The organism is Sphingomonas paeninsulae (genome assembly GCF_003660165.1).
GTDB lineage: Bacteria > Pseudomonadota > Alphaproteobacteria > Sphingomonadales > Sphingomonadaceae > Sphingomonas_O > Sphingomonas_O paeninsulae.
In genome coordinates, this window is record NZ_CP032829.1 from 40,541 (window position 1) to 56,065 (window position 15,525).

Sequence of the window (15,525 nt, forward strand, 5' to 3'; positions counted from 1 at the left end):
CCGGGGTTATCAATGGCGCTTTCGCCGCAAGTCCGCATCGCCGTTCTACTCCCGTGTTATAACGAGGAAGCCGCGATCGCGCAGACCGTGGCGGGGTTTGCAGAGGCTTTGCCGACCGCGACCATTTATGTTTTCGACAATAATTCCAGCGACCGCACGTGTGATGTCGCGCGGGCAGCGGGTGCGATCGTCCGCACCGAACGGATGCAGGGCAAGGGTAATGTCGTCCGCCGCATGTTCGCAGACGTCGAAGCGGATATTTATGTCATGGCCGACGGGGACGCGACTTATGAAGCCGCCGCTGCTCCAGCGATGGTCGCACAAATGCTGGATGAGCGTCTCGACATGATCGTGGGCGCGCGGAAGTCCGAGATCGAAGAAGCGTATAGGCGCGGCCACCGGTTCGGCAATGCGATGCTGACCACAATGCTGGCGCTATCGTTCGGGCGGAGTTTCAGCGATATTTTGAGCGGTTACCGCGTTTTCTCACGACGCTTCGTAAAAACTTTTCCGGTGCTGTCGGCAGGGTTTGAAATCGAGACGGAAATCAGCGTTCATGCGCTGGAACTCCGTATGCCGGTCGCAGAGGTTGTCACGGCCTATGCCGCACGGCCTGTGGGGTCTGTGTCAAAACTGAACACCTATGCCGATGGCTGGCGTATCCTGAAGACGATTGCCATGCTGTTCCGGTTCGAACGGCCATTGTTGTTTTTCAGCGCGGTCGGGACTTTGCTCGCGCTGTTGGCGCTGCTGCTGGCGATCCCACTCATTATCACATTTGCGCAAACCGGACTGGTCCCGCGTTTTCCGACAGCGATTCTCGTGACCGGCCTGATGATACTTGCCGCGCTTAATGGCTTCTGCGGACTGATTCTGGACACCGTTGTTCGCGGTCGCAGGGAGGTTCGTCGACTGGCTTATCTGGCTCATCCCGCGCCGGGGGGTTGAACCTGACGACGCGACCGCCGAAATAGGCATTGGCAAAAGGATAGGAAAAATACCCGCATGAGCACGCCCGACCACGCCGACATCATCGGTGGCCTCGTCCCCATCGTTATCGAACAATCGACTCGCGGCGAGCGCAGTTTCGACATTTACTCGCGTCTTTTGCGTGAGCGCATCATCTTCATCACCGGTGGCGTTGAAGATCATATGGCAAGCGTCATCACCGCGCAGTTGCTCTTTCTTGAGTCGGAAAACCCCAAGAAAGACATCTTTATGTATATCAACTCGCCGGGCGGTGTCGTTACGGCAGGCCTGGCGATCCACGATACGATGCAATATATCCGTCCAAAGGTCGGCACGGTTTGCATCGGACAGTGCGCTTCGATGGGTTCGTTCCTGCTGGCCGCTGGTGAGCCGGGAATGCGTGTTGCGCTGACCAACAGCCGCATCATGATCCATCAGCCATCTGGCGGCGCGCAGGGAATGGCTTCGGATATCGAGATCCAGGCCAAGGAAATCCTGCGTATGCGTCACCGGTTGAACACGCTGTATGCGAAATACACCGGCAAGACGCTCGAAGCGATCGAGAAGGCGATGGATCGCGACAATTTCCTCGAGGCGGACGAAGCAAAAGCTTTCGGCCTGATTGATGAAGTGTTCGAAAAACGACCTGCCGTGGCCGAAGACGCCTAAGCAAATACCCCTCTTTCCGATCTCGGAGAGAGGGGACACGACATATTGAGCATTGCCCGTTAGGATTGTGACGGTAACATGTACCCCGTAGCTCCCATAACTCCCCGGCGGCTCCAAGGAAGGTTTGAATGACGAAGCTCAGCGGCAGCGACTCCAAGAGCACGCTTTATTGCTCATTCTGCGGCAAGTCGCAGCACGAGGTCAGGAAACTGATCGCAGGACCAACGGTGTTCATCTGCGATGAGTGCGTCGATCTGTGCAACGACATCATCCGCGAAGAGACGAAGTCCGCGCTCGTCAGTAAAAAGGACGGGGGCGTACCGACGCCGCAGGAAATCTGCGACGTTCTGGACGACTATGTAATCGGTCAGAAGAAGGCGAAGCGCGTCCTGTCGGTCGCCGTCCATAACCATTACAAGCGACTCAACCACGGTGCCAAGGGTGCCGATGTCGAACTAGCCAAGTCTAACATTCTGCTGGTCGGACCGACTGGTTGCGGAAAGACGCTGCTGGCCCAGACACTCGCCCGAATCCTCGATGTGCCGTTCACGATGGCTGATGCAACAACGCTGACCGAGGCCGGTTATGTCGGTGAGGATGTCGAAAACATTATCCTGAAGCTGTTGCAGGCGTCCGATTACAACGTCGAGCGTGCGCAGCGCGGGATCGTTTATATCGATGAAATCGACAAGATTTCGCGCAAGGCCGAAAATCCGTCGATCACGCGCGACGTGAGCGGTGAGGGCGTTCAGCAGGCACTGTTGAAGCTGATGGAAGGCACGACCGCTTCGGTTCCTCCACAGGGTGGCCGCAAGCATCCCCAGCAGGAATTCCTGCAGGTGGATACGACGAACATCCTGTTCATCTGCGGTGGTGCGTTCTCAGGTCTCGAAAAGATCATCGGCGACCGTTTGCAGGGCAAGTCGATCGGTTTCGGCGCTCATGTTGCCGGACCGGACGAACGCCGCGTTGGCCAAACGCTGCAGAGCTGCGAGCCCGAAGATCTATTGAAGTTCGGGTTGATCCCGGAATTCGTTGGTCGTCTGCCGGTCATCGCGACTTTGGAAGATCTGGACACGGACGCGCTGATCAAGATTTTGACAGAGCCAAAGAACGCCCTCGTCAAACAGTATAAGAAATTGTTTGAAATGGAGGATGTGGACCTCGGCTTCACCGACGATGCACTGGTGGCGATTGCCAAAAAGGGTATCGAACGGAAAACCGGCGCGCGCGGGCTGCGGTCTATCCTCGAGAGCATCCTGCTCGACACGATGTTCGATCTGCCGAGCATGGATGGTGTCGATGAAGTGATGATCGACAAGGATGTGGTTGCGGGGACGAAAGAACCTGTGCGGGTTTATTCGGCGAAGAAAGAGGGCGCGGGCGAAGCAGCCTAAAAGGGATGTGCGGGGCGCGAACCATCGTTCACGCCCCGCTAGCCGCAATGCAACAACCAGCATTATCATATCGCTGACTGACGGCGGCGCTTGGCCGAAATTGGCTGCTTTTATCGTGATAAATCCGAATGCGAGCCAGCGGTACCAATGCAAAATTCGCTGACCATTTTTCCGCCAACCGCCCCATTACGTGGCCGAATTAATCCGCCCGGTTCTAAATCCATTACCAATCGAGCACTGTTATTGGCTGCGCTTGCCACAGGCAGGAGCACCCTGACCGGTGCCCTGAAGAGCGATGACACGCGGCATATGGTCAATGCTCTGCGATTGATGGGGGTGCGGGTTGATGAGCCGAATGCGACCAGTTTCACCGTTATCAGCAGCGGACAGTTGCAGGCTCCAGAACAACCATTGTTTCTTGGGAATGCGGGGACTGCCACACGGTTTCTGACTGCGATTGTCGGTTTGGCTGATGGCGTGGTGGTCGTCAATGGCGACGAACATATGCAGAAACGACCGATTGCGCATCTGGTCGATGCGTTGAATGCACTTGGTATATCCGCGAGCGCCCCAACGAACTGTCCACCGGTTACTGTCCTTGGAACGGGCAGTTTCGATGGCAATACAGTAACCGTGGATGGTGGGCTGTCGAGCCAGTATGTTTCGGCCCTGATTATGTTGGCGGCTTGTGGCAAACAAGCAGTGCGCGTCAGCCTGAAAGGTGATGCGATTGGTGCGCGAGGATACATTGACCTGACATCGGCGACGATGCGGCATTTTGGTGCCCAGGTCGAAGTTGACGGGACGTCCGCGTGGATCGTGCAACAGGGTGGGTATCGGGCCGCAGACTTGCGGATCGAACCCGATGCCTCGGCGGCGACATATCTTTGGGCAGCGCAGGTGCTGACTGGCGGCGATATCGATATCGGAACTGCGGCTGACGCCTTCACCCAGCCTGATGCGAAGGCTCACGCGATCATCGGTCGGTTTCCGCATTTTCCGGCGGAGATGGACGGGGCGCAGATGCAGGACGCTGTTCCAACTCTGGCGGTTCTTGCGGCGTTCGGTGCTGCGCCAGTGCGGTTTACAGGGATAGCGAACTTGCGCGTTAAGGAGTGCGACCGCGTTACCGCGCTAGCGACCGAACTGTCGCGTCTCGCGCCGGGACTTGCGGTCGAAGACGGCGACGATCTGGTGATTACGCCGATGCCGCTTGAGTGTTTCCGGCCTGCACGAATCGAGACTTATTCGGATCATCGAATTGCGATGAGCCTAGCGTTGGCCGGGTTGCGGGTGCCGGGCATAACTATTCTCGACCCGGATTGCGTGAATAAAACTTACCCGAATTACTGGAACGATCTGGCGGCGCTGGGTGTGTCGATCAGGTTCGAGATTTAGGTGCATCTTACCCCGAACCTTCCGCTTTCCCGAAGCCTGTCGACGGGCTGCCCTTCTAACGATTAAAGTAAGGTAGTCCTTCGACGGGCTCAGGGAAGCGGTGTCTGGGTGGAGGCCAATGGCTCTATCTAAACGGCGGCTCGTTAAACGCCCTGAGCTTACGCGAATGTAGTTTCGGTCCCTCGCGGCGAAGTTCGTTACAGGCTTCGATCCCGATCCGCATATGTTCGTTGATCGCGCGTTCGTAAAATCGGTTGGCCTGGCCGGGAAGTTTCAGTTCGCCGTGCAAAGGCTTGTCCGACACACATAGCAACGTGCCGTAGGGCACGCGGAAACGGTAGCCTTGCGCTGCGATGGTGGCGGATTCCATATCGATGCCGACGGCGCGGGATTGCGAGAAGCGCAGGGCGCTTTTGGAATACATCAACTCCCAGTTGCGGTCGTCGGTGGTAACGATGGTGCCGGTGCGGAGCCGGCGTTTCAGGATTTCGCCGCTTTCACCGGAAACCGTTTCGGCCGCACGGGCGAGGGCTTGCTGGACTTCGGCGATGGCGGGCACCGGAATCTCGGGCGGCAGGACATCATCCAGCACATGATCGTCGCGCAGATAGGCATGGGCGAGTACATAGTCACCGATGCGCTGGCTGGGACGCAGACCGCCGCAATGCCCGATCATCAGCCATGCTTCGGGACGCATGACGGCCATATGGTCGGTGATAGTCTTGGCATTCGATGGACCAACGCCGATGTTGACCAGCGTGATGCCGCTGCGGTCGGGCGCGCACAAGTGCCAAGCCGGCATCTGGTGGCGACGCCATGCGCTATCGGTGATTGCTGCTTCGGGATCGGGAGTGTCGCGCGTCACGACAACGCCGCCAGCTCCCGACAAATGCGTATAGGGTCCGTCGCCCTTTAACTGCTCTATCGCCCAACGCGCGAATTCATCGACGTAGCGGTGGTAGTTGGTGAACAGAACATAGCGCTGGACGTCTTCGGGAGGAGTGCCGGTATAGTGGCGCAGGCGAGCGAGCGAGAAATCGGTGCGGAGGCCGTCGAATAGTGCAAGCGGTCGTGGGCCTTCCAGTCCGGCATCGAACACTCCATCGGCAATCTCATCGCCGATATGGGCAAGCTCGGTGGTCGGGAACCAGCGCGACAGATCGGTTGCGCTGACCTGATCGAGATCCATGTCTGCATCGAGGACATAGGGGAAGGGTATTTCCTGCCTCCCCGGACCAACCTCTACAGTGACATCATAATCTGCAATCAACAGGTCCAGTTGCTCGGTGAGGTAGTCGGCAAACAAGCGCGGGCGGGTGATGCTCGTCGCATAATAGCCTGGCTGGGTCAGACGCCCGAATGAGCGGAGAGGAACGTCGCCGTTCGCTTCGCCAGCATATTGCAGGCGGATTTCGGGGTAAGCGAAGCTGCCGTCGGTACGTGAGGCGGGGTCGGGGCGCGTGCCGTTCAGCACATAGGCCTGTATCGCGTCGCGGAGCCGGGTCGTGGCGGCGTTGAAAATTTGATCGAGTTCCTCGACCAGTGCGCGTCCTGTTTGGGCTGTCATGGCAGATTGTTACGCGGGGATTGTGAACGGGGCAAGACGCCCTCCCTTAGTGCAAGGGAGGGCAGTCACGATTACAGTTGTTCGAGCATGAATTCCGCCGCGCTGACGCGAAATTCGCCGCCTGCTTCGACATTTAGCTGTTCGACGACACCATCGTTTACGACGATGGAGAACCGCTGTCCGCGCGATCCCATGCCGAACTTGGTACCGTCCATTTCCAGACCCAGCGATTTCACGAAATCGCCGTTACCGTCGGCCAGCATCGTCACTTTGCCGTCAACGCCCTGTGCTTTGCCCCAGGCGCTCATCACGAAAGCATCGTTGACTGCGGTGCAGGCAACTTCATCGATGCCCTTGGCTTTCAGCGCGGCAGATTTCTCGACGAAGCCGGGAAGGTGCTTGGCCGAACAAGTGGGGGTGAATGCACCGGGAACCGAAAATAGCGCGATTTTGCGGCCGGCAAAAAAGCTGTCGGTTGAAACAGGCTCAGGGCCGGCTTCGGTGACTTTGATCAGATTGCCCGATGGAATCTTGTCGCCGATCGAAATGGTCATATTCATTCTCCTTCAGGTTTGCTTGTCGCCCATGTCGGCGTTCATCATCGACAACGCAAGGTTGAGCAAAAGACCCAGCAGTCACATATAAAGAAATCTTTATATTTGCTTTCACCGATATGGAAGGGTAGGAGCGGCCCATCCAAACCTATCCCGGAGATACCCTGTGGCGACCGCAGTTTCGAACAACGACACCCATGATTATGTGATTGCAGACATCGGTCTGGCCGAATTCGGTCGCCGCGAGATCGATATTGCCGAAACCGAAATGCCGGGCCTGATGGCTTTGCGCGCAGAGTTCGGTCAGTCCAAGCCGCTGAAGGGCGCGCGGATCGTCGGGTCGCTGCACATGACGATCCAGACAGCCGTGCTGATCGAAACGCTGACCGCGCTGGGTGCCGAAGTCCGCTGGGCAACGTGCAACATTTTCTCGACGCAGGACCATGCCGCAGCCGCGATTGCCGCTTCGGGCGTTCCCGTGTTCGCGATCAAGGGTGAAAGCCTGTCGGACTATTGGGACTATGTCGGTCGCATTTTCGATTGGGGCGATATCACGTCGAACATCATCCTCGACGATGGTGGCGATGCGACGATGTTCGCGCTTTGGGGTGCCAAGCTCGAAGCCGGTCAGACTTTCGGCGAGCCAGAAAATGAAGAAGAAGTCGAATTCCAGCGCGCGCTGAAGGCATTCGTTGCCGCGCGTCCCGGCTATCTGACCGAGACCGTCAAAGCCCTGAAGGGCGTTTCGGAAGAAACCACGACCGGCGTTCATCGCCTGTATGAAATCGCGAAGAAGGGCGAACTGCCTTTCCCAGCAATCAACGTGAACGACAGTGTCACCAAGTCGAAGTTCGACAATCTGTACGGCTGCAAAGAGTCGCTGGTCGATGCGATCCGTCGCGCGACCGACGTCATGCTGGCCGGTAAGGTTGCCTGCGTCGCCGGTTTCGGCGATGTCGGTAAGGGTTCAGCCCAGTCGCTCCGCAATGGCGGCGCGCGCGTTATGGTCACCGAAGTCGATCCGATCTGCGCATTGCAGGCCGCGATGGAAGGTTTCGAAGTCGTCACGATGGAAGAGGCCGTAACCCGCGCCGATATCTTCGTGACCGCAACGGGCAATGCCGACGTCATCACCGCCGACCATATGCGGGCGATGAAGCCGATGGCGATCGTTTCGAACATCGGCCATTTCGACAGCGAAATTCAGATCGCTGCGCTGTCCAACTATAAGTGGACCGAAGTGAAGCCAGGTACCGATCTGGTTGAGTTCCCCGATGGCAAGCAGATCATCGTTCTCGCCAAGGGTCGTCTGGTTAACCTCGGTTGCGCAACGGGCCATCCTTCGTTCGTCATGTCGGCAAGCTTTACCAATCAGGTTCTGGCGCAGATCGAACTTTGGACGAACCAGTCCAACTACAAGAACGAAGTCTATGTTCTGCCCAAGCATCTGGATGAGAAGGTTGCCGCGCTCCACCTTGAAAAGCTGGGCGTGAAAATGACGAAACTGACACCGAAACAGGCCGGTTATATCGGTGTTTCGGTCGATGGTCCGTTCAAGCCCGATCATTATCGCTACTGAACCAGTTCAAAAGCCGCGCGACTGCCTCTAAGGCAGTCGCGATGGCCGGCTCCTTTCCCTCATGCTGACGCTCACGACCGGCAAAGCCGCGATCGCGGGCATCATTATTGCGTTGTGGACGATTGCCGCCGTGTGGGCCGTTGTTACCGGCCTGCTGATGCGGCGACGCGCAGGCGATGCTGCGGCCGAAGCCGGGCGATTAAGCCAGTTGCTGGGTGCGTCTCCGTCCGTTCCCATGCTGATCCGTATCGACGGCCGGGTCGAAGCTCCTGACAAGCTTGGTGACTGGCTTGGCCTTGGTCGGGTGCCCAATTTCGTGGTTGATTTCGCAGGCACCGGTAACGGACTGACCGACGAAGACGCCACCGCGCTGGCAAAAGACGTCACCGCTGCCCAAAAAAGCGCAAAACCGTTCGTGCGCTCGATGCGTCCGCAGGAATCGAGCCGAACACTGTTGATGCGCGGTGCCCGAGCCCCCGCGGCGATTGGCGGCGGCGTGCTGGTCTGGGTTTATGATGCCACCGAAAGCCAGGTCGAGATCGGAAAACTGGGCGGTGAAGTCGCGCGCCTGACCCGAGCGTTCGACGCCCTGACACAGTTGATCGAAGCGGCCCCTATCCCGATGTGGCATCGCGGCCCCGACCTGCGTCTGACGCTGGTTAACCGGGCGTATGTCGAGGCGGTCGATGCCGCCAGCGCCGAAGATGCCGTTGCGCGCGGTCTGGAACTTGTTGAGATAGCAGGCGGCGTTGGGCCGATCGCCGCAGCATCTGCCGCGCGTGATGCGGGGGAGGTCCGGTCACGGATCGTACCAGCCACCATCGCCGGACAGCGTCGGTCGGTGCGGATTGTGGACGTGCCACTCGGTGACGCAGGAGTCGCAGGTTATGCGTTGGACAATGACGATCTGGAACGCGCCAATGGTGCGTTTCGCCGGTTTGCAGATGCTCAACGCGATACGCTGGACCGATTATCGGCAGGAGTCGCACAGTTCGGAGCCGACCGCAGCCTGACGTTCTGCAACATGCCGTTCCAGCGGATGTTTGCACTGAAACCCGAATGGGTGGCCGACCGTCCAGAATTCGATCGCGTGCTTGAAAGAATGCGCGAAGCTGGACGCGTTCCCGAAGTACGCGACTTTCCGGGCTGGAAGGCGGAACGACGCGAATGGTTCACGAGCGCCGACGGTGCGACCGAAGAGGCATGGTTGCTGGCGGGTGGATTGCACCTGCGCGTCGTCGCCCAGCCATTGCCCGATGGCGGCTTGCTGCTGATATTCGAGGATCGTACCGAACAGGTCCAGCTTGCCAGTGCACGCGACACGTTGCTCCGGGTGCGTGAAGCAACCTTCGACAATCTGTTCGAGGCAATCGGCGTATTCGCGGGCGACGGTCGGCTCCATGTCTGGAACAACAAGTTCCGTGAGGTATGGGGTTTTGACGAAGCGCTGCTGGCTTCACATCCGCGCGTCGATACTCTGGCAGAGGCGGCCGCGCCGAGCTTGTCGAGCCCGCAGCGTGCATCGCTTATCCGTGATCTGGTGCGCACCGCGACCATAGAACGCAAGGCGCGGAGCGGACGGGTCGCGTTGAAAGACGGTCGCCATTTCGAATTCGCGGCGGTGCCTTTGCCCGATGGCAATGCACTCTTCACGATGTTGGACATTACCGACAGTCGCCGGATCGAACGTGCGCTGCGTGATCGGACCGATGCGCTGGAAGCCGCCGACAAGGTCAAGTCGGCGTTCGTTGCGAACATGAGCTATGAATTGCGTACGCCATTGACGTCGATCGGCGGGTTCGCGGAAATGTTGTCGCAAGGATATGCCGGGACGTTGAGCGATCAGGCGGGTGACTATGTGAAAGCCATATTGGAATCGGTGGCAAAACTGGGGCTGTTGGTCGACGACGTGCTGCAAATGACCCAAAGTGACGCCAAGTTGATTGCCGTCGATCGTGAGACAGTCGATCTCGTCCAGTTGCTAGATGCCGTTGCCGTTGAGCATGAGGCAGCGATTGCAGATAAAAATCAGGAACTGGTTCGTGACTTTAGTACCGATACGGGTCGTGTAGCCGGCGATGCAAAACCGTTGAGGGATGCGATCGGGCTGCTACTCGCCGGGGCGATTGCGGACACGCCGGCGGAAGGTCGAATCCTGATTCATGCAAGCGGAACTTCGGAGGGTGCTTTGCTGGTCGTTTCCGACAATGGTCCTGGCTCCGGTTCAGATCCGGCCATGTTGACGCGTGTCCGTTCACTGGTCGGGGCGGCTGGGGGCCGGGTCACGGCCATGGCCGAGCCGGGTGAAGGCACCGCCGTCCAGATTACACTGACGCGCTGATGTGGCTCGCTGACGAAGCTGCGACCGAGAATGCCGGGCGGCTGCTTTCGAAAGTGATAGCGACGGGTGATGTCGTCGCGCTGTCGGGGCCGCTTGGCGCTGGAAAGACGGGTTTTGCCCGTGGGTTGATCGAGGGGCTGGGGTTCGAGGGAGAAGTTCCGAGTCCAAGCTTTGGATTGGTTATCCCCTATGCCTTCCCCGACGTCCGGGTGCCGGTTTGGCATATTGATCTATATCGACTGGACGAAATGGCGGAAGTCGATGAGCTCGGCCTCGATGATGCGCGTGAGGACAATGCACTTGTCATCGAATGGGCGGAGCGGATGGGATCGCAACTGTGGGAAGACGCGCTGTTGATAGATCTGGCGGTCGAGGGAACGGGACGACGCTTGACAGCACGGGTGCCGCCGTCTTGGAAGGGGCGATGGCCGATCCTATGATTCCTCCCGCCGCCGCCCCTGATTTTCTAACGCGTTCGGGCTGGGAAGGAGCAGAAATCCTGCCTCTTGCAGGTGATGCCTCGTTTCGCCGATATTTCCGGGTCGTCGCTCCGGGTCGGCAAGCCGTATTGATGGATGCACCCCCTCCACACGAAGATCCGCGACCTTTCATTCGGATTGCCGAGCATCTTGTCGGGCTGGGCTTTTCTGCACCCGCGATCCTCGCCAGTGACCTTAATCATGGGTTCGTCTTGCTAGAGGATTTTGGTGATGCGCGGATGCGGGAGGTGGTCGACGCCGACCCCGATTGCGAATATGATATTTATGCCGAAGTCGTCGGGTTGCTGGCCCGTTTGCATCAGCATCCAGCAGCGGACTTGCCGCCCTATTCGCGTAAGGAAATGTACCGTGAGGCCGGACTGTTCACCGAATGGTATTGCCCGGCGGTCGGCCTGACGGTCGATGAAGTGGGTTATCGTGCGGTATGGGACGGCGCGTTCGACGCTTTATCCGACGGGCCAGTGGTAACGGTTCTGCGCGATTATCACGCAGAGAATATCATGCTGATCGAAGGGCGTGAGGGACTGGCGGGACTGGGGCTGCTTGATTTTCAGGACGCGCTGGCGGGGCACCCGGCCTATGATCTGGTATCGCTGTTGCAGGACGCCCGCCGCGATGTGTCGCCGGTGCTGGAGGCAAAGATGCGGGCGCTGTATAATAACGCCGTCGATGCGGACTTCGACGCGGCCTATGCTATTTTGGGTGCGCAGCGGAATGCGAAAATCCTCGGGATATTTACCCGGCTGTGGAAGCGCGATGGCAAGCCGCGCTATTTGAACTATCTACCGCGGGTCTGGGCCTATCTGGAGCGTGATCTGGAGCATCCGGCGCTCGCACACGTCGCTGAATGGTTTGCCAAAAATGTGCCGGCGGAAAAACGCGCGGCTGCGTTGGTTCATGTGCCGGAATGACGGTGGAGAAACCCACGACTGCGATGGTGATGGCGGCGGGGCTGGGAAAGCGGATGCGTCCACTAACCGCGAGCCGCCCCAAGCCACTGGTAAAGGTCGCGGGTAAGGCGCTGATCGACCATGCGCTGGACAGGCTGGCGGCAAGCGGGATCACGCGAGCAGTGGTCAATGTGCATTATCTGGCGGGATCGCTGGAGGCACATCTACAACGTAACACCCACGGTCTGGACATCGCGATTTCGGACGAACGGGCAAAGTTGCTGGAGACGGGGGGGGATTGATCCGGGCGCTTCCACTGTTGGGCGGAGACCCGGTGCTGGCGGTCAACAGCGACAATATGTGGGTCGATGGGCCGACCGATGCGATCAGCCTGCTGGCGAACCGCTGGGATGATGCGGAAATGGATGCGCTGTTGCTGCTGGTTCCCCTGGCGCGGGCGAATTGCCACAGCGGCATGGGCGATTTTCATATGGATGCAATCGGGCGGATTTCGCGGCGCAGGCCGGGGCGGATCGCGCCGTTCGTGTTTACGGGGGTGCAATTGATTTCGAAACGGCTGCTGGTCGATCCGCCATCGGACGCATTCTCCACCAATATATTCTGGGATCGCGCGATCGCGACGGGGCGCGCTTTTGGCGTCGTCCATCAGGGGCTGTGGTTCGATGTCGGGACACCCGGTGCCATTGCAAAGACCGAAGCCATCCTCAACGATGGCTGAGCGGATCTCGCCAGCAGTTTACACGATCCCCGTTCACCGGAGCTTTGCCGACGCGCTGGTCAATGGGTTGATCGCGATGTTCGGACGAGATCGGATGGAGCTGGCGCGGGGTATGATCCTCGTCCCCAACAATCGGGCGGCGCGAGCGATTACCGATGCATTCGTGCGGCGAGCCGAGGGCGGGTTACTGTTGCCGCGACTGGTGCCCGTTGGGGATGTCGGAGAGGAAGCGCTGGGGTAGCGCTCGATCCGGCTGATGCGGAACCGGTGCCGCCAGCGGTCGATTCGTTGCAGCGACGGTTTATCCTGGCGAGGTTGATTCAGGAGGAGCGGGCGATTGCGCGGTCGCCGGTCGATGCTGCTGAGGCGTTGAGGCTGGCGACCGAGTTGGCGGCGACGCTGGATCAGTTGTTGGCGGAGGAGATTGCGCCGAGCCGCTTGAGGGACGTTCAGGTCGCACAGGAGTTGTCGGTTCACTGGCGGAAATCGCTCGATCTGTTTGGAGTGCTGCTTGATCGCTGGCCTGACGAATTGAAGCGGATCGGCCGGATCGATCTCGTGACGCGGCGGAATATTTTGCTGCGGCGGGCGGCGGATAATTGGGCGGTTTCGCCACCTCCGGGATTTGTCATCGCCGCGGGAATTACGAGTTCGGCCAAGCTGGTGACGAATTTGGTATATACGGTTTCTCGTATGGAACGCGGGATGGTCGTGCTTCCGGGAATCGACCTTGCCAGTCCCGATGAGGAATGGGAGGCGATCAAGGACAACGCGATCGAGAGCCACCCACAGCATCACCTTCGCGCCGTGCTTGACGATATCCGGGTTGCGCGGACTGACGTGAAGCGTTGGCGGTGGGGCGATGGGCGCGCAAGGCTGGCGGTTCGGGCGCGGGCGGTTTCCAATGCTTTCGCGCCGGCACAGTTTACCGCGAAATGGAATATGCTTCCACCGCAACAGGTTAGGCTGAAAGGCGTTACCAATGCGGTGTTCGCGACGCCTGCCGATGAGGCGCAGGGGATTGCGATTGCCTTGCGGGAAGCGCTGGAAACGCCCGCGAAGACTGCCGCACTGATTACCCCTGACCGGGTGCTGGCGGAACGGGTTGTCGCGCATCTGAAACGCTGGGGCATCGAGGCTGATGACTCGGCGGGCCGCGCGCTGAGTGACACGCCTTCGGGGACGTTGATTTTGGCGGTGGCGACGGCGGCTGTGGAGCGGTTTGCTCCGGTCGCTTTGCTGGCTTTGGTGAAGCATCCGCTGGTTATGACCGAGGCGCGCGCTGACTGGCTGGATGGCGCGCGTGACCTTGATCTTGCCGTAAGGGGACCGCGTCCTGCTCCGGGGTTGGCGGGGCTGTCGGCGTTTCTGACTGGCGATGAAGAACGCACGAAAGCGCGGCGGAATCGGGCGAATATCTGGTTTCGGGGCGCTGTTTCGTATTTTGAACCACTGGAAACGGCGTTTGCCGAACCGCATCCGACGCTGGCTTCGCTGGTCGAGGCCATCCGGGTGTGCGTGCAGGCGATTGCTGGCGATAATGCCTGGGCAGGTCCGGCGGGCCGTGCGGCGGCGGATTTGTTCGATGCTTTGGCTGCGAACAGCCGCGAGGGGCCGCGTGATTTCGATGCGCATGCTCTGGTCCCGCTGCTGAGGCAGTTGATGGGTGAGATTGCGGTGCGGCCTCCGCAGGGTGGGCATCCACGGATTTCGATCTGGGGGTTGCTGGAGGCTCGGCTGCAACAGGCGGATTTGCTGGTGCTTGGTGGGTTGAACGAAGGGGTTTGGCCGGCCAGTCCTTCGCCTGACCCTTGGCTCGCTCCACGGGTTCGGATTGAGTTGGGGCTTGGCGGGCTTGAGCGGCGCGTGGGGTTGGCGGCGCATGATCTGGCGACGGCGCTGGGCGGGCGTGAGGTTTTGATTACGCGGTCAAAGCGGGATGCGCGGTCGCCGACGATTGCGTCGCGGTTCTGGTTGCGACTGGACGCGATGACGGGCGGGATCGAGGCAGATACCAAGCTGGTCGATCTGGCGGCGGCGATTGATGAACCGGAACAACGCGCGAAGCTGACGAAGCGGCCTGCGCCGACGCCGCCTGCGGATATTCGTCCGCGTCGGATTTCGGTCACGGATGTCGATCGGCTGAAGGCGGACCCTTATGCGTTTTACGCGAAGGCGATGCTGAAGCTGCCGGTATTGGACGCGATTGACGCCGATCCGGGGCCAGCGTGGCGGGGGACGGCGGTTCATGCTGTGCTGGATAAATGGGCGAAGAATGACGGGTTCGATCCGGCGAAGTTGCGCGGGCGGGTGACTGAATTGCTGAACGATGCGGGGACGCATCCGTTGTTGCGAGCTTTGTGGCAGCCGCGTTTGATGGGGGCGATTGACTGGATCGCGGTGCGGATTGCTGAGGATCGGTCGAAGGGGCGGACCGTGATTGCGAGCGAAATCCGGGGCGAGGCGGAGATTGCGGGCGTTACTTTGACGGGCATTGCGGATCGGGTGGACCGGATCGACGGGGCGCTGGCCGTAGTCGATTATAAGACGGGGAAGGCTCCGTCGCCAAAGGCCGTGGCCGCCGGGTTTTCGATGCAGCTTGGGTTGTTGGGCCTGATTGCCGAGCGTGGCGGGTTTGCCGGGGTTTCGGGGACGGCGGGGGCGTTTGAATATTGGTCGCTGGCGAGTGATGGCAAGGGTGGTTTTGGCAAGGTGACGTCGCCGGTTGGGGGGCGTTCGGACTTGGCTCCTAAGGATTTCGTGAGCGTTTCGGCGGGGCAGTTTGCGGAGGCTGCGGGGAAATGGCTGACGGGGGATGAGGCTTTTACGGCGAAGCTGGTGCCTGAGTATGCGGTTTATGAAGATTATGATCAGTTGATGCGGCGGGATGAATGGTATGGCCGTGAGGATTGATCTGGTTTC

10 protein-coding genes and 2 pseudogenes are annotated in these 15,525 nt (G+C 59.6%); 10 read left to right on the forward strand and 2 right to left on the reverse strand.

Features of this window, described 5'->3' with window-relative positions; translation table 11 throughout:
• Positions 1-12: 12 nt before the first annotated feature.
• From D3Y57_RS05585 to D3Y57_RS05600, 4 genes are all read left to right on the forward strand, one after another.
• Positions 13-948, forward strand: coding sequence for a glycosyltransferase family 2 protein (locus D3Y57_RS05585; RefSeq protein WP_121152175.1), 936 nt, complete (start codon positions 13-15; stop codon positions 946-948).
• A 57-nt stretch (positions 949-1,005) separates the two neighbouring features.
• Positions 1,006-1,638, forward strand: a complete 633-nt coding sequence (locus D3Y57_RS05590; protein WP_121152176.1) for an ATP-dependent Clp protease proteolytic subunit — start codon at positions 1,006-1,008, stop codon at positions 1,636-1,638.
• A 128-nt stretch (positions 1,639-1,766) separates the two neighbouring features.
• The gene (gene clpX, locus D3Y57_RS05595; RefSeq protein WP_121152177.1) at positions 1,767-3,035 is read left to right on the forward strand and encodes an ATP-dependent Clp protease ATP-binding subunit ClpX; all 1,269 of its coding nucleotides are present in this window, start codon (positions 1,767-1,769) and stop codon (positions 3,033-3,035) included.
• A 147-nt stretch (positions 3,036-3,182) separates the two neighbouring features.
• A complete protein-coding gene (locus D3Y57_RS05600) occupies positions 3,183-4,433 on the forward strand; it encodes a 3-phosphoshikimate 1-carboxyvinyltransferase (protein WP_121155493.1) in 1,251 nt (416 codons plus the stop codon).
• 124 nt (positions 4,434-4,557) lie between these two features.
• On the opposite strand, the gene D3Y57_RS05605 is transcribed toward D3Y57_RS05600, so the two are convergent.
• Positions 4,558-6,000 (reverse strand): AMP nucleosidase, encoded by a 1,443-nt coding sequence (locus D3Y57_RS05605; RefSeq protein ID WP_121152178.1) that lies wholly within the window; start codon positions 5,998-6,000, stop codon positions 4,558-4,560.
• A 71-nt stretch (positions 6,001-6,071) separates the two neighbouring features.
• On the reverse strand, positions 6,072-6,554 hold the full coding sequence (locus D3Y57_RS05610; RefSeq protein WP_121155495.1) for a peroxiredoxin: 483 nt from the start codon (positions 6,552-6,554) through the stop codon (positions 6,072-6,074).
• A 166-nt stretch (positions 6,555-6,720) separates the two neighbouring features.
• Here D3Y57_RS05610 and ahcY point away from each other — a divergent pair, with 166 nt between their 5' ends.
• From ahcY to addB, 6 genes and pseudogenes are all read left to right on the forward strand, one after another.
• On the forward strand, positions 6,721-8,133 hold the full coding sequence (gene ahcY / locus D3Y57_RS05615; RefSeq protein WP_121152179.1) for an adenosylhomocysteinase: 1,413 nt from the start codon (positions 6,721-6,723) through the stop codon (positions 8,131-8,133).
• Positions 8,134-8,194: 61 nt separating this feature from the next.
• Positions 8,195-10,474, forward strand: a complete 2,280-nt coding sequence (locus tag D3Y57_RS05620) for a sensor histidine kinase (protein WP_121152180.1) — start codon at positions 8,195-8,197, stop codon at positions 10,472-10,474.
• Positions 10,474-10,914: a tRNA (adenosine(37)-N6)-threonylcarbamoyltransferase complex ATPase subunit type 1 TsaE gene (gene tsaE, locus D3Y57_RS05625; RefSeq protein ID WP_121152181.1), complete on the forward strand. Its 441-nt coding sequence runs from the start codon at positions 10,474-10,476 to the stop codon at positions 10,912-10,914. The genes D3Y57_RS05620 and tsaE overlap by 1 nt, the downstream gene beginning before the upstream one ends.
• Positions 10,911-11,885 carry an aminoglycoside phosphotransferase family protein gene (locus D3Y57_RS05630; protein ID WP_121155498.1) on the forward strand — a complete coding sequence of 325 codons (975 nt, stop codon included), beginning with the start codon at positions 10,911-10,913 and terminating at the stop codon, positions 11,883-11,885. The genes tsaE and D3Y57_RS05630 overlap by 4 nt, the downstream gene beginning before the upstream one ends.
• Positions 11,882-12,603, forward strand: a pseudogene (locus tag D3Y57_RS05635) (nucleotidyltransferase family protein). Before D3Y57_RS05630 ends, D3Y57_RS05635 begins: the two are co-directional and overlap by 4 nt.
• A pseudogene (addB, locus tag D3Y57_RS05640) lies at positions 12,596-15,516 on the forward strand (double-strand break repair protein AddB). Before D3Y57_RS05635 ends, addB begins: the two co-directional pseudogenes overlap by 8 nt.
• Positions 15,517-15,525: the final 9 nt, after the last annotated feature.